Origin of the sequence: Enterococcus sp. AZ088, assembly GCF_051714845.1 — a bacterium.
GTDB classification, from domain to species: domain Bacteria; phylum Bacillota; class Bacilli; order Lactobacillales; family Enterococcaceae; genus Enterococcus; species Enterococcus faecalis.
Window position 1 is genome coordinate 160,778 of sequence record NZ_JBIOSQ010000001.1, and the last position, 19,519, is coordinate 180,296.

Sequence of the window (19,519 nt, forward strand, 5' to 3'; positions counted from 1 at the left end):
TTTTTTTGACCATGTGTCGTACATTTTGAGAGGAGGTTCACCATGGGTCGTAGTTTAAAAAAAGGACCTTTCGTCGATGATCATTTGATGAAAAAGGTCGAAGCACAACAAGGTGCCGAAAAGAAAAAAGTAATTAAAACTTGGTCTCGCCGCTCTACAATTTTTCCATCATTCGTAGGTTTCACAATCGCTGTATATGATGGACGGAAACATGTCCCTGTTTACATTCAAGAAGACATGGTAGGACATAAATTAGGTGAATTTGCACCAACTAGAACTTATCGTGGCCACGTTGCTGACGATAAAAAAACTAAACGCTAATTTTGAGGGGAGGATATGCAAATGTCAGAACAAATTACATCAGCTAAAGCAACTGCAAAAACAGTTCGCACTTCACCTCGTAAAGCACGTTTAGTAATCGATCTTATCAGAGGGAAAAGCGTTGCGGATGCAATTTCAATCTTGAAATTCACACCGAACAAGTCTGCTGGAATCATTGAAAAAGTTTTAATGTCAGCAGTTGCTAACGCAGAAAACAACTTTGACTTAGACGTTGAAAGCTTAGTCGTATCTGAAGCATTTGTTAACGAAGGACCAACAATGAAACGTTTCCGTCCTCGTGCAAAAGGTTCAGCTTCACCAATCAACAAACGTACTAGTCACATCACAGTAGTTGTAACAGAGAAATAAGTCTCATGAAATAGGCTGTTTTCTTTATGAAAACAGAGCTTAAACATTTAAGAGGAGGGACAATCAGTGGGTCAAAAAGTACATCCAATTGGAATGCGTGTAGGCATCATCCGCGACTGGGATGCGAAATGGTATGCTGAAAAAGAGTATGCTGAATTCTTACACGAAGATTTAAGAATCCGTAAATTTATCGCAACAAAACTTGCTGATGCTGCTGTATCTACAATTGAAATCGAACGCGCTGCAAACCGTGTTAACATTTCAATTCACACAGCTAAACCAGGTATGGTTATCGGTAAAGGCGGATCTGAAGTCGAAAACCTAAGAAAAGAATTAAACAAATTAACTGGCAAACGAGTTCACATCAACATCGTTGAAATCAAAAAACCAGATTTAGATGCAAAATTAGTAGGCGAAGGAATTGCACGTCAATTAGAAAACCGTGTTGCTTTCCGTCGTGCTCAAAAACAAGCCATCCAACGCGCAATGCGTGCTGGCGCTAAAGGAATCAAAACTCAAGTATCAGGTCGTCTAAACGGTGCGGATATCGCTCGTTCAGAAGGATACTCTGAAGGAACTGTACCACTTCACACATTACGTGCGGACATTGATTACGCATGGGAAGAAGCGGACACTACTTACGGAAAACTAGGAGTTAAAGTGTGGATCTATCGTGGAGAAATTCTTCCAACGAAAAAAAACACTGAGAAAGGAGGGAAATAATCATGTTAGTACCTAAACGTGTAAAACACCGTCGTGAATTCCGCGGAAAAATGCGCGGTGAAGCTAAAGGCGGAAAAGAAGTAGCATTTGGTGAATGGGGTTTACAAGCAACTGAATCTCACTGGATTACTAACCGTCAAATCGAAGCAGCCCGTATTGCAATGACTCGTTACATGAAACGTGGCGGGAAAGTATGGATTAAAATTTTCCCTCACAAGTCTTACACAAGTAAAGCTATCGGCGTACGTATGGGTAAAGGTAAAGGGGCACCAGAAGGCTGGGTATCACCAGTTAAACGTGGTAAAATCATGTTTGAAATCGCAGGCGTTCCTGAAGAAGTAGCTCGTGAAGCTCTTCGTCTTGCATCTCACAAATTGCCGGTAAAAACTAAGATCGTAAAACGTGAGGAAATGGGTGGTGAATCGAATGAAGGTTAAAGAAATCAGAGAATTAACCACTGCCGAAATGCTAGATAAAGAAAAACAATTAAAAGAAGAATTGTTCAACTTAAGATTCCAATTAGCAACAGGTCAATTAGAAAACACTGCACGTATTAAAGAAGTACGTCAATCGATTGCACGCATCAAAACAGTATTGCGTGAACAAGCTAACTAATAGTGGAAGGAGGCCAAACGCGTATGACTGAAGAAAGAAATCAACGTAAAGTTTACCAAGGTCGCGTGGTATCAGACAAAATGGATAAAACAATCACAGTTGTCGTTGAAACAAAGAAAAACCACCCTATCTATGGCAAACGTATGAAATATTCTAAAAAATATAAAGCGCATGATGAAAACAACACAGCGAAAGTTGGAGACATCGTAAAAATCATGGAAACTCGTCCATTATCAGCTACAAAACGTTTCCGTTTACTAGAGGTAGTCGAAGAAGCAGTTATTATCTAATAAAACGAGAATTTCCTAATAGATTGAAGCACAAAATCTGAAAGGGGGATACACATCGTGATCCAACAAGAAAGTCGTTTAAGAGTCGCTGACAATTCTGGCGCACGTGAAATTTTAACGATCAAAGTCCTAGGCGGATCTGGTCGTAAAACTGCTAACATCGGTGACGTTATTGTTGCTACTGTCAAACAAGCAACGCCAGGTGGGGTTGTTAAAAAAGGTGAAGTAGTTAAAGCCGTTATCGTTCGTACAAAATCTGGCGCTCGTCGTGCTGACGGTTCTTACATCAAATTTGATGAAAATGCTGCGGTAATTATCCGTGACGATAAAAGCCCACGCGGAACACGTATCTTCGGACCAGTTGCACGTGAATTACGTGAAAACAACTTCATGAAGATCGTTTCTCTAGCACCAGAAGTATTATAATCTCGAGCCCACGTTAAAGGAGGTGCGAAACAGTAATGTTTGTTAAAAAAGGCGATAAAGTAAAAGTTATCACTGGTAAAGATAAAAACAAAGAAGGCGTTGTCTTAGCAGCGTTTCCTAAACAAGATAAAGTTATCGTTGAAGGTGTCAACGTCGTTAAAAAACACCAAAAACCAAACCAAGCAGCCCCACAAGGTGGAATCCTTGAAGTGGAAGCGCCAATTCATGTTTCTAATGTAATGGTGATTGATCCTTCAAACGGAGAAGCTACTAAAGTTGCGTTTAAAGAAGTCGACGGCAAAAAAGTCCGCGTTTCTAAAAAAACAGGTGAAGTTTTAGATAAATAAAAATTGCGGAAGGAGGGCTTACTGAATGAACCGCCTGAAAGAAAAATATATTAAAGAAGTAACACCATCATTGGTGGAAAAATTTAATTACAGCTCAGTTATGCAAACACCTAAAGTTGATAAAATCGTTATCAACATGGGTGTGGGTGATGCAGTATCAAATGCTAAAAACTTAGACAAAGCTGTTGAAGAATTAGCATTAATCACTGGTCAAAAACCACTTATCACAAAAGCTAAAAAATCTATCGCTGGATTCCGTTTACGTGAAGGAATGCCAATCGGTGCGAAAGTAACGCTACGCGGCGAAAGAATGTACGAATTTTTAGATAAATTAGTAACAGTTTCTTTACCTCGTGTACGTGACTTCCACGGTGTCAGCAAAAAAGCTTTCGATGGTCGTGGTAACTATACTTTAGGTATTAAAGAACAATTAATCTTCCCAGAAGTTGATTATGATTTAGTAGATAAAGTACGCGGTATGGACATCGTAATTGTTACAACAGCGAACACTGACGAAGAGTCTCGCGAATTGTTGGCACAATTAGGTATGCCATTCCAAAAATAATATAAGGAGGCGAACTACGTGGCTAAAAAATCAATGATTGCTAAAAACAAACGTCCTGCTAAACATTCAACACAAGCTTATACTCGTTGTGAACGTTGTGGACGTCCACATTCAGTTTATCGTAAATTTCATCTTTGCCGTATTTGCTTCCGCGAACTTGCCTATAAAGGTCAAATTCCCGGCGTGAAGAAAGCTAGCTGGTAAACAAGTAAACTCGCATAAAGGAGGTAAATAGTTCAATGGTCATGACAGATCCAATTGCAGATTTTCTAACTCGCATTCGTAATGCGAACATGGTTAAACATGAAACTTTAGAAGTACCTGCTTCAAAAATCAAACGTGATATCGCAGAAATCCTGAAACGTGAAGGATTTATCCGCGACGTAGAATACATCGAAGATGACAAACAAGGCGTAATCCGTGTTTTCCTAAAATATGGTAAAAACGAAGAACGTGTTATCACAAACTTAAAACGTATTTCTAAACCAGGTTTACGTGCATACGTAAAAGCTGACGAAGTACCAAAAGTATTAAACGGTCTAGGAATTGCAATCATCTCTACATCAGAGGGTGTAATTACTGACAAAGAAGCTAGAGCGAAAAATATCGGCGGCGAAGTAATCGCCTACGTATGGTAATTCTAAAAAATACACAAGGAGGTGTCTCTAAGTGAGCCGTATTGGTAATAAAGTTGTTGTTCTTCCTGCTGGTGTTGAAATCAAGCAAGACGGAAACAACATTACAGTTAAAGGACCTAAAGGTGAATTAACACGCGAATTTTCTTCTGATATCAAAATGAACATCGAAGGAAACGAAGTGACATTCACTCGTCCAAACGATTCAAAAGAAATGAAAACAATCCACGGAACAACTCGTGCAAACTTCAACAACATGGTTGTTGGTGTTTCTGAAGGTTTCCAAAAAGCACTTGAACTTATCGGGGTCGGATACCGTGCCCAAGTACAAGGCAACAAATTAACTTTAAACGTTGGTTATTCTCATCCTGTCGAAATGACAGCACCAGAAGGCGTAACATTTGAAGTACCTGCGAACACACAAGTTATCGTTAAAGGCATCAACAAAGAAGTTGTTGGTGAATTAGCTGCTAACATCCGTGGCGTTCGTCCTCCAGAACCTTATAAAGGCAAAGGGATTCGCTATGTTGGTGAATTTGTACGCCGTAAAGAAGGTAAAACTGGTAAATAATAACAGCTGTGTAGAAAACAGAAGTCAACAACAAGCAACTGTCATTTTATGGGATTTTTCCAATAAAATGCTTTTGTCTTGTCTGCCAGCTTCTCTTTTCCGTAATCTGCTGACTGCTTGAAATATTAGTAGTAAACATTAAATCAAAGAGGTGAAAATTGTGATTACAAAACCAGATAAAAACAAAACACGTCAAAAGAGACATCGTCGTGTACGTAACAAAATCTCTGGTACTGCTGAGTGCCCACGCTTGAACATTTTCCGTTCTAACAAAAACATCTACGCGCAAGTCATTGATGACGTAGCGGGTGTGACGCTAGCAAGTGCCTCTGCCTTGGATAAAGAAATTTCAGGTGGAACAAAAACAGAAACAGCTGCAGCTGTTGGTAAACTAGTTGCTGAACGTGCCGCTGAAAAAGGCATCAAAAAAGTAGTCTTCGACCGTGGTGGATACCTTTACCATGGCCGCGTGCAAGCTTTAGCTGAAGCTGCTCGTGAAAATGGACTAGAATTTTAGGAGAAGGAGGAACACCATTCATGGTTTATATTGATCCAAAACATTTGGAATTAGAAGACCGCGTTGTAGCAATCAACCGTGTAACAAAAGTTGTTAAAGGTGGACGTCGTTTACGTTTCGCAGCTTTAGTTGTTGTCGGTGACAAAAACGGACACGTTGGTTTCGGTACTGGTAAAGCACAAGAAGTACCTGAAGCTATCCGTAAAGCAATCGAAGACGCGAAGAAAAACTTAGTTGAAGTGCCTATGGTTGGTTCTACTATCCCGCACGAAGTAATTGGCGTATTCGGTGGCGGCCGTATCCTTATGAAACCTGCAGTAGAAGGTTCTGGGGTAGCTGCTGGTGGACCAGTTCGTGCCGTATTGGAATTAGCTGGTGTAGCAGATATTACATCTAAATCACTAGGTTCAAACACACCTATTAACGTTGTTCGCGCAACTGTTGAAGGTCTAAAACAATTAAAACGTGCCGAAGAAGTGGCAGCACTTCGCGGTAAATCTGTAGAAGAAATTATCGGTTAAGGAGGACAAAAATAATGGCTGAATTAAAAATTACTTTAAAACGCAGTGTTATCGGACGTCCTCAAAACCAACGTGCTACAGTTAAAGCGTTAGGTTTAGGTAAAGTGAATAGTACTGTTACAAAACCTGCCAATGAAGCAATCAAAGGTATGGTTAACACTATTTCACATTTAGTGGACGTAGAAGAAGTTTAAGATTTATAGATTTGTAATAGAAGATTGCTTAAGGAGGTGCCAAACCTATGAAACTTCATGAATTAAAACCTGCTGAGGGCTCACGCCAAGTACGTAACCGTGTTGGACGTGGTACTTCATCTGGTAATGGTAAAACAGCTGGCCGTGGACAAAAAGGGCAAAAAGCCCGTTCAGGCGGTGGTGTTCGTTTAGGATTTGAAGGGGGTCAAACTCCATTATTCCGTCGTTTACCAAAACGTGGGTTTACAAACATTAATCGTAAAGATTACGCTGTTGTGAACTTAGATACTTTAAACCGTTTTGAAGATGGAACAGAAGTAACTCCTGTTGTCCTAAAAGAAGCAGGAATCGTTAAAAACGAAAAAGCGGGAATCAAAGTTCTTGCAGATGGTGAGTTAACGAAAAAATTAACTGTGAAAGCAGCTAAATTCTCGAAATCAGCACAAGAAGCTATCGAAGCTGCTGGTGGTTCAATCGAGGTGATCTAATTGTTCAAGCTATTAAAGAACGCCTTTAAAGTCAAAGACATTAGATCAAAAATCTTATTTACAGTTTTAATCTTGTTTGTATTTCGCCTAGGTGCGCACATTACTGTGCCCGGGGTGAATGCAAAGGGATTGTCTGATTTAAGTAGCTTACCCTTTTTGAATATGTTGAATATGGTGAGTGGTAGTGCCATGCAAAACTTCTCTATCTTCTCGATGGGGGTTTCGCCATACATTACAGCCTCTATTATTATTCAACTATTGCAAATGGATATTGTACCTAGATTTGTAGAATGGTCAAAACAAGGGGAAGTTGGGCGTAAGAAATTAAATCAAGCTACAAGATATCTAACGATTGTCTTGGGTGTGGCTCAGTCAATGGGGATCACTGCTGGTTTTAATAGCTTAAGTCAAACTGGGATTGTCAACAATCCAACCTTAGGTACCTTTGTGATGATTGCAGTTATTTTAACTGCTGGGACGATGTTTGTGACTTGGATGGGTGAACAAATTACAGAAAAAGGAATCGGAAATGGTGTTTCAATGATTATCTTTGCCGGGATTATTTCTCGTTTGCCAGAAGCAGTCAAAGAAATCTATGAAGATTACTTCGTCAATATCGAGTCTTCTCGTATTTGGCAATCTGTTATTTTCATTGCAATCTTAGTTATTGCTATTTTGGTGATTGTTACAGTCGTAACGTTCTTCCAACAAGCAGAACGTAAGATTCCAATCCAATATACAAAACGTGTTTCTGGTGCACCAACAAGTAGTTATTTACCGTTAAAAGTAAATGCTGCTGGGGTTATTCCAGTTATCTTTGCCAGCTCGTTAATTGCAACACCAAATGCCATTTTACAAGCTTTCTCATCAAAATTCGCTGGTGAAAATTGGTATGACATTATGACAAAAATCTTCAGTTATAACACAGTTCCAGGGGCAATCATCTATACTGTCCTAATCGTTGCGTTTACGTTCTTCTATGCATTTGTTCAAGTAAACCCTGAGAAATTAGCGGAAAACTTACAAAAACAAGGAAGCTACATTCCAAGCGTGCGACCAGGTAAAGGTACAGAAGAATATGTATCTGGCGTGTTAATGAGATTAAGTGTTGTCGGCTCAATTTTCCTAGGACTTGTTGCTTTACTTCCAATCATTGCGCAAATGGTTTGGAACTTACCTCAATCAATCGGTTTAGGTGGAACAAGTTTACTAATCGTTATCGGGGTTGCATTAGAAACAACGAAACAATTAGAAGGATTAATGATGAAACGTCAATATGTCGGCTTTATCAATAAGTAAGAATCGAGTGTTGAGGTTTTACCTCAGCACCATTCTCACATATGGCTAGCTTCATAAGCCGGTCTTTAAAATTAGGAGGAGAATATATGAACCTCATTTTAATGGGATTACCTGGAGCAGGTAAAGGCACCCAAGCAGAAAAAATCATTGATACGTATGGCATTCCACATATTTCTACTGGAGATATGTTCCGTGCAGCAATGAAAAATGAAACTGCCTTGGGCCTAGAAGCGAAATCTTATATCGATAAAGGTGAACTGGTTCCTGACGAAGTAACAAACGGAATTGTTAAAGAACGCCTTGCTGAACCAGACACAGACAAAGGATTCCTATTAGATGGTTTCCCACGTACACTGGATCAAGCAAAAGCATTAGATACAATGCTTAAAGAATTAAACAAAAAAATTGATGCTGTCATTGACATCCATGTAGAAGAAGATGTATTAATCGAGCGTTTAGCTGGACGATTCATCTGTCGCACATGTGGCGCAACGTATCATAAATTATTCAACCCGCCAAAAGTTGAAGGCACTTGTGATCGCTGCGGCGGACATGAATTCTACCAAAGAGAAGATGATAAGCCCGAAACGGTTAAAAATCGTTTGGCAGTCAACATTGAAAGTAGCGCACCAATCTTAGCTTTCTATAAAGAACAAGGCTTGATGCATACAATCGATGGCAATCGCGAAATCGATACTGTTTTTTCTGATGTGAAAAAAATCATTGACGAAAACTAATTTCCAATTGCCCGCAGTTTAACCCTGTTGTTGTATTCAGTTTCTCTTGCCAAAACATAACTAAATATGGTAGAATATATCAGTCCGACTTCTACAGTTTTGTGACATCAAAATGAATAACGAAGTTAGTTGAGAATTTCTAGGTGGGAGCTGGAGTTTCCGCCGTTTTATCGTGTGAAAACGCGAAACAAGTACAAGGAGGTACTGTGCGTGGCAAAAGAAGATATGATTGAAGTCGAAGGTACAGTCGTCGAAACTTTGCCGAATGCAATGTTTAAAGTCGAACTAGAAAATGGACACCAAGTTCTTGCTACTGTTTCAGGTAAAATCCGTATGCACTACATCCGTATCTTACCTGGTGACAAAGTAACAGTTGAATTATCACCGTATGATTTAACGCGTGGCCGTATTACTTATCGCTTTAAATAATTGTACTCCGTAAAACCACAGGAGGTATTATCATGAAAGTAAGACCATCAGTAAAACCAATGTGTGAACATTGTAAAGTAATTCGCCGTAAAGGACGTGTTATGGTTATTTGCCCAGCAAATCCAAAACATAAACAACGTCAAGGATAATTAGGAGGTGTAACGAATAATGGCTCGTATTGCAGGAGTAGACATCCCTCGTGACAAACGTGTAGTAGTTTCTCTTACTTACATTTATGGTATTGGTAACACTACAGCTAAAAAAGTTTTAGCAAACGTTGGCGTATCTGAAGATGTTCGTGTACGTGATTTAACAAACGAACAAACAGATGCGATTCGTGCGGAAATTGATAAGTTAAAAGTTGAAGGGGATCTTCGTCGTGAAGTGAACTTAAACATCAAACGCTTGATGGAAATCGGTTCATACCGTGGAATCCGTCACCGTCGTGGATTACCAACTCGTGGACAAAACACGAAAAATAATGCACGTACTCGTAAAGGCCCTACTAAAACAGTAGCAGGCAAGAAAAAATAATTCCTAAGTGAAGGAGGTTAGAACTTCATGGCAGCAAAAAAAGTTAGTCGTAAACGCCGTGTCAAAAAGAATATAGAATCAGGTGTAGCACATATCCATTCTACATTCAACAATACAATCGTAATGATTACTGATACACATGGTAATGCATTAGCATGGTCATCAGCAGGATCATTAGGCTTTAAAGGAAGCAAAAAATCAACTCCTTTTGCCGCTCAAATGGCTGCAGAAGCCGCAACTAAAGTGGCAATGGAACATGGACTTAAAACTGTAGACGTAACAGTTAAAGGACCTGGTTCTGGACGTGAAGCAGCAATTCGTTCATTACAAGCAACAGGTTTAGAAGTGACTGCAATTCGTGACGTGACTCCAGTTCCTCATAATGGATGCCGCCCTCCAAAACGCCGTCGTGTTTAATGAGCGCCACTCATTCTGAGTTTGAATTAGGAACGTCATTGAACAAGACACTTTTCGTTTTGAAAGGGGTATAGATAAGAATGATTGAATTTGAAAAACCAAGAATCGAAAAAATTGATGAAAATAGAGATTATGGTAAGTTCGTCGTTGAACCATTAGAACGCGGTTACGGAACTACTTTAGGTAACTCTCTACGTCGTATTTTATTGTCTTCTTTACCAGGAGCTGCAATTACGAATATTCAAATCGATGGTGTTTTACACGAATTCTCAACCATTCCAGGTGTACGAGAAGACGTAACACAAATTATTTTGAATATTAAAGGCTTAGCATTGAAATTATATGCTGAAGAAGAGAAAACCCTTGAGATCGATATTACAGGACCCGCTACCGTGACTGCCGGCGATATTATCGTGGACAGTGATGTTGAGATCCTAAATAAAGATTTAGTTATCTGTAGTGTTGCTGAAGGAGCTACTTTCCATGCTCGCTTAACAGTGAAACCTGGTCGTGGCTATGTTCAAGCAGACGAAAACAAAAAAGAAGATATGCCAATCGGTGTACTTCCAGTTGATTCCATCTACACACCCGTTCGTCGTGTTAACTACCAAGTAGAAAATACACGTGTTGGTCGTCGTGATGATTTCGACAAATTAACAATGGAAATATGGACAGATGGTTCAATCATTCCTCAAGAAGCACTAAGTTTAGCTGCGAAAATCATGACTGAGCATTTAGATATCTTTGTAAACCTTACTGACGAAGCGAAAAACGCTGAAATCATGGTGGAAAAAGAAGAAACTCAAAAAGAGAAAATGCTAGAAATGACGATTGAAGAACTTGATTTATCAGTTCGTTCATATAACTGTTTAAAACGTGCAGGCATTAATACTGTACAAGAACTTACAAACAAATCTGAACCAGAAATGATCAAAGTACGTAATTTAGGTCGTAAATCTCTTGAAGAAGTAAAACTTAAATTGCATGATCTAGGATTAGGATTACGTAAGGACGATTAAGACTTTTACGAAGTTTCCAGTCCTGCTTAACAGCAGTGGCTCGTGAGAACAGAAACGAAGGAGGGAACCCAACGTGAGTTACCGTAAATTAGGACGCACATCAAGCCAACGTAAAGCTATGCTACGTGATATTACAACTGATTTAATCATCAACGAACGCATCGTAACTACTGAAGCTCGTGCGAAAGAAGTACGTTCAACTGTAGAAAAAATGATTACTTTAGGTAAACGTGGAGATCTTCATGCACGTCGTCAAGCAGCTACTTTCGTTCGTAATGAAGTTGCTAGTGTTCGTGAAGAAGATGAGTCTATCGTTGTTGAATCAGCTTTACAAAAGCTATTTAACGATTTAGGACCTCGTTTCGCGGAACGCCAAGGTGGTTACACTCGTATCTTGAAGACAGAACCAAGACGCGGCGATGCAGCACCAATGGTAGTTATCGAATTTGTTAAATAATTAATAAACCGATCACTTTATAGATGTTTCTTTTAGAGTGTTATGATGTTGGAGGCGACTCCGAGTCTAGCTCTGCTTTTCCTGCTAAAGATGGCTTTAGCAGGGGAGCACTCATCATATAAAGGTGATTTTTTTTTGCTTTGGGAAAACGCTGTTTTCTCAAAGCTTTTTTGTTTCTTAAAAGCATTGCAGAAGCTTTTCCGGTTTGTTATACTGATTATTAATTGGAATTTTCAGATAATTAAACATCTGAGTTAGTAGAAGGGGGAATTATATGTCGCAAATGTTTGCTTTTTCGTTGCTGATGGTTATTTTATACATTGGTGATGTAGTTTCTATCAAAACAAAAGCTTGGATTCCATCCGTTTTTGTTTGTGGTGTTTTATTTATTCTTGGTTATTGGACTATTTTTCCACAAAATATTGTGGAAGTGGCAGGGATTCCTACAGTGGTTGCCACTTTATTAATGTATCTGTTGATTACTAATATGGGTACTCTGCTCTCTGTTAAAGAATTGGTTAATCAATGGAAAACGATTGTGATTGCTTTGTCAGGTATTCTGGGCATTATTGCCTTGTTATTAGCTGTAGGGACTTTTGTTTTTGACTTAAAAACAGTTTTAGTTGCAATCCCGCCGTTAGTAGGAGGTTTAGTTTCTTCATTAGTAATGTCAGAAGCGGCTCAATCAGCTGGTTTAGCCTCACTTTCGGTTTTGGCAATTTTAATTTATGTCATTCAAGGGTTTGCTGGTTATCCCTTAACTTCAATTGTTCTAAAAAAAGAAGGAAAGCGGAAGCTTCAAGAATATCGAGCAGGGACATGGCAGCCGGTTCATGAAAAAGAGGGGCAAGAAACAGGAGCAGAACCAGATGTGCCTAAACTATTTGAAAAAGTACCCAAACGATATCATACAGATTATTCACGAATTTTACGTTTAGCCTTAGTTGCCACACTTGCTTATTATGTTTCTGTGTGGACGGCACCGTTTGTGACGATTAGTCCTTTTGTGCTGTGTTTATGTTTTGGCGTGATTGCAACGTCTTTAGGCTTTTTAGAAAAGCAACCATTGCAGAAAGCAAATAGCTTTGGGTTTGCGATTTTAGGGTTAATGCTTTTTGTCTTTGATGGCTTAAAACAAGCCACACCTGAAATGTTGATGGATTTATTTTTACCAATGATTGGGATTATTGTGATTGGTATTATCGGGATGTACATCTTTTCAGCAATTGTTGGTCGTGTATTAGGTGTGAGTAAAGAGATGGCATTCGCTGTTTCGTTGACAGCTTTATATGGCTTTCCAGCCGATTATATTATTACGAATGAAGTGATTCAATCATTGACAGAAGATGAACAAGAACAGGCGGCTTTAACGAGCCATTTAATGCCACCGATGTTAGTGGCAGGTTTCGTAACAGTCACCATTGTTTCGGTTGTTTTAGCGGGTATTTTTTCAAGTATTTTATTAAGTTTGTAGAAACGGGGCGTAAGTATGAAAAAAATCAAAGCACTAATCAATCAGCATGCACAAGAAATGATTGCTTTTCGACGGGATTTACACCAACATCCAGAATTACAATTTGAAGAATTTCGAACGACAGAAAAAGTCGCGGCAGTTCTTGATCAATTAGGAATTACTTATCGCAAAACAGAACCGACGGGTTTAATTGCTGAAATTGTGGGCGGCAAACCAGGCCGAGTGGTTGCGCTGCGGGCGGATATGGATGCCTTACCTGTACAGGAATTAAATGAAGATTTAGCTTATAAATCTTTAGAAGCTGGCAAGATGCATGCATGTGGGCATGATTCCCATACCGCGATGTTAGTAACAGCGGCTAAAGTATTAAAAGAAATCCAAGAAGAACTTCAGGGAACAGTAAGGTTAATTTTTCAACCATCTGAAGAAAATGCGCAAGGTGCTAAAGCAATGGTTGCGCAAGGCGCAATGACCGGTGTTGATGATGTATTTGGCTTACATATCTGGTCACAAATGCCTGTAGGAACCGCTTCGTGTCGAGTGGGCTCAAGTTTCGCATCCGCAGATATTTTTTCTGTTGATTTTAAAGGCCGTGGTGGCCATGGTGCCATGCCAAACGCTTGTATTGATGCGGCAGTCATAGCTTCTTCTTTCGTGATGAATCTGCAAACGATTGTTTCTCGGGAGACAGATCCTTTAGATCCAGTAGTTGTCACGATTGGACGGATGGATGTGGGGACCCGTTTTAATGTGATTGCTGAGAATGCACGTTTAGAAGGAACGGTTCGTTGCTTTAGTGTAGCAACGCGTAATCGAGTAGAACAGGCACTGCAACGCTATGCGGAACAAACAGCCGCTATTTACGGTGGGACGGCTTCGTTAGATTATCAATATGGAACGTTGCCAGTGATTAATGATGAGCAGGATGCCCTGTTTGCCCAAACACTAATTAAGGAAAATTTTGGTGAAGCGGCCTTAAGACAAGAAGAGCCGACAACCGGTGGTGAAGACTTCAGTTATTATACTGAACATGCTTCTGGTTGTTTTGCCTTAGTGGGAAGTGGTAATCCAGAGAAAGATACGGAATGGGCACATCACCATGGTCGTTTTAATATTGATGAAGATGCGATGGCAATGGGTGCTGAGTTATATGCCCAATATGCGTTTGAATATTTGAAGACACATTTTTAAAAGAAAATCAGTAACTTCTTGTTTTATGAGAACAAGAAGTTATTTTTATGAAAAATAGACCTGTCAAGACAGATAAGAGCTCCCATAATGACCGTTCTTTTGGTATAATAAAAAATAGTGTGAAGAATCAGAACAGATGATTGAAAAAACGCTACTTTTTTGGTAGTGTTAGAAAGAATAAATAGATTGAGGGAGTACGCGATGCAACCAATCATTGAACTAAATAATATCCAATTTAATTATCAACCAGAAGATGCTTCTCCCGCTTTAAAAGATGTGTCTTTTTCCATTCAACAAGGCGAATGGGTCGCTATTATTGGCCATAATGGTTCTGGTAAATCAACGTTAGCCAAAACGATCAATGGGCTGTTACTGCCAGCTGCTGGGACTATCAAAGTTGGCGGCAAAGAATTAAATGAAGCAAACGTCTGGGATATCCGGCGTATGGTAGGAATGGTCTTTCAGAATCCAGATAACCAATTTGTCGGTTCAACAGTCGAAGACGATGTGGCTTTTGGTTTAGAAAATCAAGGTATTCCGCGTGATGAAATGGTCGAACGTGTTCACGATGCATTAGAACGGGTTCGTATGTTAGATTTTGCCAAGCGAGAACCTGCTCGGCTATCTGGCGGCCAAAAACAACGAGTAGCTATCGCTGGTGTGGTTGCTTTGCGACCAGATATTATTATTTTAGACGAAGCGACAAGTATGTTAGATCCAGAAGGTCGTGCAGAAGTAATTGCTACCATTCAAAAGATTAAAGAAGAAAGCAATTTAACAGTTATTTCTATTACCCACGATATTGATGAAGCGGCTAATGCGAATCGTATTTTAGTGATGCGCCAAGGACAATTGACAAACGAGGGAACACCAGAAAAGATTTTTTCTGCAGGAGAAGCGCTTGTTGAAATGGGCTTGGATTTACCGTTTCCTGAAAAATTAAAAGTAGCTTTGAAAGAGCGTGGCGTTGTTGTGCCAACGAATTATTTAACAGAAGAAGGGATGGTGGATTGGTTATGGACATCCGTTTTAAACAAGTAGATTTTACTTACCAACCCAATACTCCTTTTGAGCAACGGGCATTATTCGATATTAATTTAACGATTCAAGACGGCTCTTATACAGCGATTGTCGGTCATACTGGCAGTGGCAAATCAACGTTATTACAACATTTGAATGCTTTGGTGAAACCAACTAAAGGCCAAGTGACAATTGGAGAGCGTGTAATTACGCCAGAAACTGATAATAAGAATTTAAAACCAATTCGTAAAAAAGTTGGGATCGTTTTTCAATTTCCAGAAGCACAATTGTTTGAAGAAACAGTGGAGCGAGACATCGCTTTCGGACCGAAAAACTTTGGTGTTTCAGACGAAGAAGCGAAAAAATTAGCTAAGAAAATGCTTGATTTAGTCGGCTTAGATGAAAAATACTTACAACATTCTCCGTTTGAGTTATCAGGTGGTCAAATGCGCCGTGTCGCAATTGCTGGTGTGCTAGCGATGGAACCAGAAGTTTTAGTATTAGACGAACCGACTGCTGGTTTGGATCCTAAGGGTCGTAAAGAAATGATGGAGATGTTTAGTCGTCTGCATAAGGAACATAATATGACCATCGTTTTAGTGACACATTTGATGGATGATGTGGCTAATTACGCAGATCATGTGATTGTTTTAGAAAAAGGACAAATCGTCCGAGCGGGAGCACCACAAGAAGTGTTTCAAGAGACACAATGGTTGAAAGAAAAACAATTAGGCGTGCCAACTGCAGCCGAATTTGCTGAAAAATTAGTGGCAAAAGGCTTTTCTTTTGAGCAATTACCATTAACGGCCGATCAATTAGCCGATCAGCTTCTGAAAAAAATGCAGGAAGCAGGTGAGGCAAAATGATGAATAAATTGATTTTTGGGCGTTATATTCCAGGCGATTCTTTTATCCATCGTTTAGATCCGCGTGCAAAATTATTAGCTAGTTTTTATTTTATTGGAATTATCTTTTTAGCAAATAATTGGCAGAGTTATGTTTTAATAGCAGCCTTTACTGCTTTTGCTATTTCATTATCAAAAATCAGCGCCCGCTTCTTTATCCGCGGTGTTCGGCCATTATTATGGCTAATTCTGTTTACTGTGGCTCTTCAAACCTTGTTTACACAAGGGGGCGAAGTGTACTTTCAGTGGGGAATTATTTCCATTACCCAGTTTGGTGTGACGAATGGGCTATTTATTTTCTGTCGTTTTGTTTTAATTATTTTCATGTCAACGTTATTAACTTTAACGACGGCACCATTAGAGTTATCAGATGCGATTGAATATTTGTTACGCCCACTTCGTGTGGTGAAATTTCCAGTTCATGAAGTTTCATTGATGTTATCAATTGCCTTACGTTTTGTCCCAACATTAATGGATGAAACGGAAAAGATTATGAATGCCCAACGTGCCCGTGGTGTTGATTTTGGCGAAGGAAACTTACTTCAAAAAATGAAAGCTATTGTTCCACTTTTGATTCCGCTTTTCGTAAGTAGTTTTAATCGTGCGGAAGACTTAGCGACTGCCATGGAAGCAAGAGGTTATCAAGGTGGCGAAGGACGGACAAAATACCGCATTCTTCATTGGCACCTACGAGATACAATAGTAATGTTTGGCTTTGTCTTGTTAACCATTGGCTTATTTGTATTAAGAACTTAGAAAAGGTGAAGAAAAATTATGCCCCGCTATAAAGCAATCATTGCCTATGATGGCACTCATTTTCATGGCTTTCAAAAGCAGCCTAATGAGCGTACCGTTCAAGAAGAAATAGAAAAAACGTTAGCACGCATGAATAACGGACGCTCCGTGACGGTTTTTGGTTCAGGACGAACAGATGCAGGTGTTCATGCAATGGGCCAAGTGATTCACTTTGATTATCCGCAGGAACGTCCGTTGGAAAAAATGCGCTTTGCGTTAGACACACAAACACCCGAAGACATTGCTGTGCGCAGCGTGGAACGTGTTTCAGAAGACTTTCATGCACGTTATCACGTGATCGAAAAAACCTATCAATTTAAAGTGGACATTGGCAAACCACGAAGTCCATTTCGACGTTTTTATGCCAGTTATTTTCCGTATCCCATTGATCTCGAAAAAATCCAACAAGCTTTGCCTGATTTATTAGGTACCCATGATTTTACCTCTTTCTGTGCCTCAGGAAGTTCGGTAGAAGATAAAGTCCGAACTATTCATGAAGCCAGTGTTCATGTCAATGAAACGGGGGATGAATTAACATTCACTTTTCGGGGCGATGGTTTCTTGTACAAAATGATTCGGATTTTAGTTGGTACGCTATTGAAAATCGGCAATGGGCGGCTGGAACCAACCGCGATTCCAGCAATTATCGCAGCCAAAGATCGAAATTTAGCAGGTCCGACTGCTCATCCAGAAGGATTGTATTTAGCAGAAGTGAAATATGAAAAATAAAAAGACGTAGACCTTACAAGAAAAGGTCTGCGTCTTTTTAGTTGCAAAATTTAGATGTATTTAACAGCTGTTCCGTAAGCCACGACAGATTGCATGTCTGTGCCAATTGTGCCAGAATCAAAACGCATCATCACAACGGCATCTGCACCTAATTTAGAGGCTTCTGCTTTTAAACGTTCGATTGCTTGGTCGCGTGCTTCTCGTTGCATATCAGTGTAACCTTTGATTTCACCGCCAACTACGCTTTTTAGTCCAGCACCTAAATCTTTAAACATATTTTTAGAACGTGTGGTTAACCCGAAAACTTCTCCAATAATTTCATATTCTTGACCGCTAATTCTCTCGGTTGTTGTAACTAACATGGGCAATTTCCTCCAGTACTTGTTGGTAACTTCAATTTACCATAGTCAAGAGTTTGGTACAACGAATATACATAAAAACGACACTAGAAAAGATGCGCTTCCGCATTTTTTCTAGTGTCGTTTTGGTAAGAATTAATCAAGAATAGGATCTTTTTTAGAAATCATGACCCAAACCCAACTAATTAGAAAAGCAACCGTTGCTGGAACGACCCAGCCCATGCCAATAGTGAACAATGGTAAGTATTGGCCGGCTTTTTCTAAAAGCGTTGTTACAAACGCCGTATCTTTGATAAAGGCGGGGGAACTATTTAATGCATCTAAAACAGCAGCAATCAATGTGATATAGGTCGTTGCTTGATAGACTTCCCGTCGATGTTTGAAAATAGGACTGATGATTACCAAAAGCATTAAAGTAATCGCCAATGGATAAAGGAACATCAAGACTGGAACGGCAAATTGAATGATGTTGGTTAAGCCGACATTTGCAAAAATAGCTGGTAAAATAACAACAATTGCCAAGAATTTTTGATAGGAAACTTTCGGAAACATTTCTTCAAAAGTCTCAGAAAAGGCTGTGCTTAAGCCGATACCGGTTTTTAAACAAGCAAGAACTACGATAAAAGCCAGTAAAATACTCCCTGGTAGGCCTAAATAGTAATTGGCAATTTGGGCTAAGGCAATCCCGCCGTTTTCACTGATTGGAAAAGCCCCGATACTCATTGTTCCCATATAAGCAAGTAAGGTATAGATAACCCCCATCAATACAACACTGAAAGCACCTGATTTAATCATTCCTTTAGCGATATCTCCTGGTTTTTCGACGCCCATATTTCGTAAAGTGGAAACGACAACAATCCCAAAAGCTAATGAAGCTAAAGCATCCAGCGTATTATAACCTTCTGTAAATCCTTTAAAGAAAGGACTTGAAATATAATTTTCACCAACAGCGGCACTGGCCACATGACCTAATGGTTTTACAAAGGCTAAAACAATCAAAATTCCTAGCAATGCTAAAAATAACGGATTTAAAAATTTACCCACATAATCTAAGATTTTACTTGGCTTTCTAGAGAAGAGCCAAACAGCTAAGAAAAATAATGCGGAAAAGCCAGCAAGAACCAGCCATTGCAAGTCTTTAGGAACAAATGGTGCAAGACCAATCTCAAAAGAAGTAGTTGCTAACCTTGGTAAAGCAAAGAAAGGACCAATCGTTAAATATAATAGTAAGGTAAAAATAAGAGCATAACGACGATTAATCCGAGAAGCTAAGTCAAAAACACCTGAACTTTTAGAAACACCCATAGCAATGACACCAAGAAAAGGTAAGCCAATTCCAGTGGCTAAGAAGCCCAGGTTTGCTAAAAAGACGGAAGCCCCCGCTTCTTGTCCCATATGTACAGGGAAAATTAAATTTCCAGCACCGAAAAACAAACCGAATAACATTGAACCAACGTATAGATAATCACGCCAAACTAACTTTTTTTGCATAGATTCACACTCCTTAATATTGTCTTATTATTTAAAATAACAGAAGAAGAAACAGAGAGCAACCAGTTTTTATAGAAAACAT

The 19,519-nt window shown here is 39.4% G+C and carries 33 protein-coding genes; 31 read left to right on the forward strand and 2 right to left on the reverse strand.

The window, feature by feature from the left end; all coding sequences use genetic code 11:
• Positions 1-42: 42 nt before the first annotated feature.
• The 31 genes from rpsS to truA all read left to right on the forward strand — a co-directional run bounded on the left by rpsS (position 43) and on the right by truA (position 17,587).
• Positions 43-321 (forward strand): 30S ribosomal protein S19, encoded by a 279-nt coding sequence (rpsS, locus tag IGL17_RS00710; RefSeq protein WP_002356205.1) that lies wholly within the window; start codon positions 43-45, stop codon positions 319-321.
• Positions 322-342: 21 nt separating this feature from the next.
• The gene (gene rplV / locus IGL17_RS00715; protein WP_002356206.1) at positions 343-690 is read left to right on the forward strand and encodes a 50S ribosomal protein L22; all 348 of its coding nucleotides are present in this window, start codon (positions 343-345) and stop codon (positions 688-690) included.
• Positions 691-756: 66 nt separating this feature from the next.
• Complete coding sequence (gene rpsC / locus IGL17_RS00720) at positions 757-1,413, forward strand: 30S ribosomal protein S3 (protein WP_002356207.1); 657 nt, start codon at positions 757-759, stop codon at positions 1,411-1,413.
• 2 nt (positions 1,414-1,415) lie between these two features.
• A complete protein-coding gene (gene rplP, locus IGL17_RS00725) occupies positions 1,416-1,850 on the forward strand; it encodes a 50S ribosomal protein L16 (protein WP_002356208.1) in 435 nt (144 codons plus the stop codon).
• Positions 1,840-2,028 (forward strand): 50S ribosomal protein L29, encoded by a 189-nt coding sequence (rpmC, locus tag IGL17_RS00730; RefSeq protein ID WP_002383858.1) that lies wholly within the window; start codon positions 1,840-1,842, stop codon positions 2,026-2,028. The genes rplP and rpmC overlap by 11 nt, the downstream gene beginning before the upstream one ends.
• Positions 2,029-2,051: 23 nt before the next feature.
• A complete protein-coding gene (gene rpsQ / locus IGL17_RS00735) occupies positions 2,052-2,318 on the forward strand; it encodes a 30S ribosomal protein S17 (protein WP_002359348.1) in 267 nt (88 codons plus the stop codon).
• Between the two features lie 57 nt (positions 2,319-2,375).
• Positions 2,376-2,744, forward strand: coding sequence for a 50S ribosomal protein L14 (gene rplN, locus IGL17_RS00740; RefSeq protein WP_002356211.1), 369 nt, complete (start codon positions 2,376-2,378; stop codon positions 2,742-2,744).
• 35 nt (positions 2,745-2,779) lie between these two features.
• Complete coding sequence (gene rplX, locus IGL17_RS00745) at positions 2,780-3,091, forward strand: 50S ribosomal protein L24 (RefSeq protein ID WP_002356212.1); 312 nt, start codon at positions 2,780-2,782, stop codon at positions 3,089-3,091.
• 25 nt (positions 3,092-3,116) lie between these two features.
• Positions 3,117-3,656 carry a 50S ribosomal protein L5 gene (gene rplE, locus IGL17_RS00750; RefSeq protein WP_002356213.1) on the forward strand — a complete coding sequence of 180 codons (540 nt, stop codon included), beginning with the start codon at positions 3,117-3,119 and terminating at the stop codon, positions 3,654-3,656.
• Between the two features lie 18 nt (positions 3,657-3,674).
• Positions 3,675-3,860: a type Z 30S ribosomal protein S14 gene (locus tag IGL17_RS00755; RefSeq protein WP_002356214.1), complete on the forward strand. Its 186-nt coding sequence runs from the start codon at positions 3,675-3,677 to the stop codon at positions 3,858-3,860.
• Positions 3,861-3,895: 35 nt separating this feature from the next.
• On the forward strand, positions 3,896-4,294 hold the full coding sequence (gene rpsH / locus IGL17_RS00760) for a 30S ribosomal protein S8 (protein WP_002356215.1): 399 nt from the start codon (positions 3,896-3,898) through the stop codon (positions 4,292-4,294).
• Between the two features lie 31 nt (positions 4,295-4,325).
• Positions 4,326-4,862: a 50S ribosomal protein L6 gene (gene rplF, locus IGL17_RS00765; protein WP_002356217.1), complete on the forward strand. Its 537-nt coding sequence runs from the start codon at positions 4,326-4,328 to the stop codon at positions 4,860-4,862.
• Positions 4,863-5,022: 160 nt separating this feature from the next.
• Positions 5,023-5,379, forward strand: a complete 357-nt coding sequence (gene rplR / locus IGL17_RS00770) for a 50S ribosomal protein L18 (RefSeq protein WP_002356218.1) — start codon at positions 5,023-5,025, stop codon at positions 5,377-5,379.
• A 20-nt stretch (positions 5,380-5,399) separates the two neighbouring features.
• A complete protein-coding gene (gene rpsE / locus IGL17_RS00775; protein WP_002356219.1) occupies positions 5,400-5,900 on the forward strand; it encodes a 30S ribosomal protein S5 in 501 nt (166 codons plus the stop codon).
• A gap of 14 nt (positions 5,901-5,914) precedes the next feature.
• Positions 5,915-6,094: a 50S ribosomal protein L30 gene (rpmD, locus tag IGL17_RS00780; RefSeq protein ID WP_002356220.1), complete on the forward strand. Its 180-nt coding sequence runs from the start codon at positions 5,915-5,917 to the stop codon at positions 6,092-6,094.
• A 47-nt stretch (positions 6,095-6,141) separates the two neighbouring features.
• Entirely contained in the window at positions 6,142-6,582 is a 441-nt protein-coding gene (gene rplO, locus IGL17_RS00785) for a 50S ribosomal protein L15 (RefSeq protein ID WP_002356221.1), read from the forward strand.
• The gene (gene secY / locus IGL17_RS00790; protein ID WP_010828464.1) at positions 6,583-7,881 is read left to right on the forward strand and encodes a preprotein translocase subunit SecY; all 1,299 of its coding nucleotides are present in this window, start codon (positions 6,583-6,585) and stop codon (positions 7,879-7,881) included.
• Positions 7,882-7,967: 86 nt separating this feature from the next.
• Positions 7,968-8,618 (forward strand): adenylate kinase, encoded by a 651-nt coding sequence (locus IGL17_RS00795; protein ID WP_002356223.1) that lies wholly within the window; start codon positions 7,968-7,970, stop codon positions 8,616-8,618.
• A gap of 210 nt (positions 8,619-8,828) precedes the next feature.
• Positions 8,829-9,047 (forward strand): translation initiation factor IF-1, encoded by a 219-nt coding sequence (gene infA, locus IGL17_RS00800; RefSeq protein WP_002356224.1) that lies wholly within the window; start codon positions 8,829-8,831, stop codon positions 9,045-9,047.
• Between the two features lie 32 nt (positions 9,048-9,079).
• Positions 9,080-9,196 carry a 50S ribosomal protein L36 gene (gene rpmJ / locus IGL17_RS00805; RefSeq protein WP_002288710.1) on the forward strand — a complete coding sequence of 39 codons (117 nt, stop codon included), beginning with the start codon at positions 9,080-9,082 and terminating at the stop codon, positions 9,194-9,196.
• A gap of 19 nt (positions 9,197-9,215) precedes the next feature.
• A complete protein-coding gene (gene rpsM, locus IGL17_RS00810) occupies positions 9,216-9,581 on the forward strand; it encodes a 30S ribosomal protein S13 (RefSeq protein WP_002356225.1) in 366 nt (121 codons plus the stop codon).
• Between the two features lie 27 nt (positions 9,582-9,608).
• Positions 9,609-9,998 (forward strand): 30S ribosomal protein S11, encoded by a 390-nt coding sequence (gene rpsK, locus IGL17_RS00815; protein WP_002356226.1) that lies wholly within the window; start codon positions 9,609-9,611, stop codon positions 9,996-9,998.
• A gap of 80 nt (positions 9,999-10,078) precedes the next feature.
• Positions 10,079-11,017 (forward strand): DNA-directed RNA polymerase subunit alpha, encoded by a 939-nt coding sequence (locus IGL17_RS00820; protein WP_002356227.1) that lies wholly within the window; start codon positions 10,079-10,081, stop codon positions 11,015-11,017.
• 73 nt (positions 11,018-11,090) lie between these two features.
• On the forward strand, positions 11,091-11,474 hold the full coding sequence (rplQ, locus tag IGL17_RS00825; RefSeq protein ID WP_002356228.1) for a 50S ribosomal protein L17: 384 nt from the start codon (positions 11,091-11,093) through the stop codon (positions 11,472-11,474).
• Positions 11,475-11,519: 45 nt separating this feature from the next.
• Positions 11,520-11,732 carry a hypothetical protein gene (locus tag IGL17_RS00830; protein ID WP_016618570.1) on the forward strand — a complete coding sequence of 71 codons (213 nt, stop codon included), beginning with the start codon at positions 11,520-11,522 and terminating at the stop codon, positions 11,730-11,732.
• A 16-nt stretch (positions 11,733-11,748) separates the two neighbouring features.
• The gene (locus tag IGL17_RS00835; protein WP_078126789.1) at positions 11,749-12,948 is read left to right on the forward strand and encodes a DUF819 family protein; all 1,200 of its coding nucleotides are present in this window, start codon (positions 11,749-11,751) and stop codon (positions 12,946-12,948) included.
• 15 nt (positions 12,949-12,963) lie between these two features.
• Positions 12,964-14,139: a M20 family metallopeptidase gene (locus IGL17_RS00840; protein ID WP_179117015.1), complete on the forward strand. Its 1,176-nt coding sequence runs from the start codon at positions 12,964-12,966 to the stop codon at positions 14,137-14,139.
• A 201-nt stretch (positions 14,140-14,340) separates the two neighbouring features.
• Positions 14,341-15,180, forward strand: a complete 840-nt coding sequence (locus IGL17_RS00845) for an energy-coupling factor ABC transporter ATP-binding protein (RefSeq protein WP_002359354.1) — start codon at positions 14,341-14,343, stop codon at positions 15,178-15,180.
• On the forward strand, positions 15,156-16,025 hold the full coding sequence (locus tag IGL17_RS00850) for an energy-coupling factor ABC transporter ATP-binding protein (protein WP_002381364.1): 870 nt from the start codon (positions 15,156-15,158) through the stop codon (positions 16,023-16,025). Before IGL17_RS00845 ends, IGL17_RS00850 begins: the two co-directional genes overlap by 25 nt.
• Positions 16,022-16,819, forward strand: a complete 798-nt coding sequence (locus IGL17_RS00855) for an energy-coupling factor transporter transmembrane component T family protein (RefSeq protein ID WP_002373841.1) — start codon at positions 16,022-16,024, stop codon at positions 16,817-16,819. The genes IGL17_RS00850 and IGL17_RS00855 overlap by 4 nt, the downstream gene beginning before the upstream one ends.
• A gap of 18 nt (positions 16,820-16,837) precedes the next feature.
• Entirely contained in the window at positions 16,838-17,587 is a 750-nt protein-coding gene (truA, locus tag IGL17_RS00860; protein WP_002376397.1) for a tRNA pseudouridine(38-40) synthase TruA, read from the forward strand.
• A gap of 50 nt (positions 17,588-17,637) precedes the next feature.
• Here truA and IGL17_RS00865 read toward each other — a convergent pair whose 3' ends face one another.
• Together IGL17_RS00865 and brnQ are read right to left on the reverse strand one after the other, a co-directional pair.
• Positions 17,638-17,949 carry a heavy metal-binding domain-containing protein gene (locus tag IGL17_RS00865; protein ID WP_002381365.1) on the reverse strand — a complete coding sequence of 104 codons (312 nt, stop codon included), beginning with the start codon at positions 17,947-17,949 and terminating at the stop codon, positions 17,638-17,640.
• A 132-nt stretch (positions 17,950-18,081) separates the two neighbouring features.
• On the reverse strand, positions 18,082-19,437 hold the full coding sequence (brnQ, locus tag IGL17_RS00870; protein ID WP_016618573.1) for a branched-chain amino acid transport system II carrier protein: 1,356 nt from the start codon (positions 19,435-19,437) through the stop codon (positions 18,082-18,084).
• Positions 19,438-19,519 lie beyond the last annotated feature (82 nt).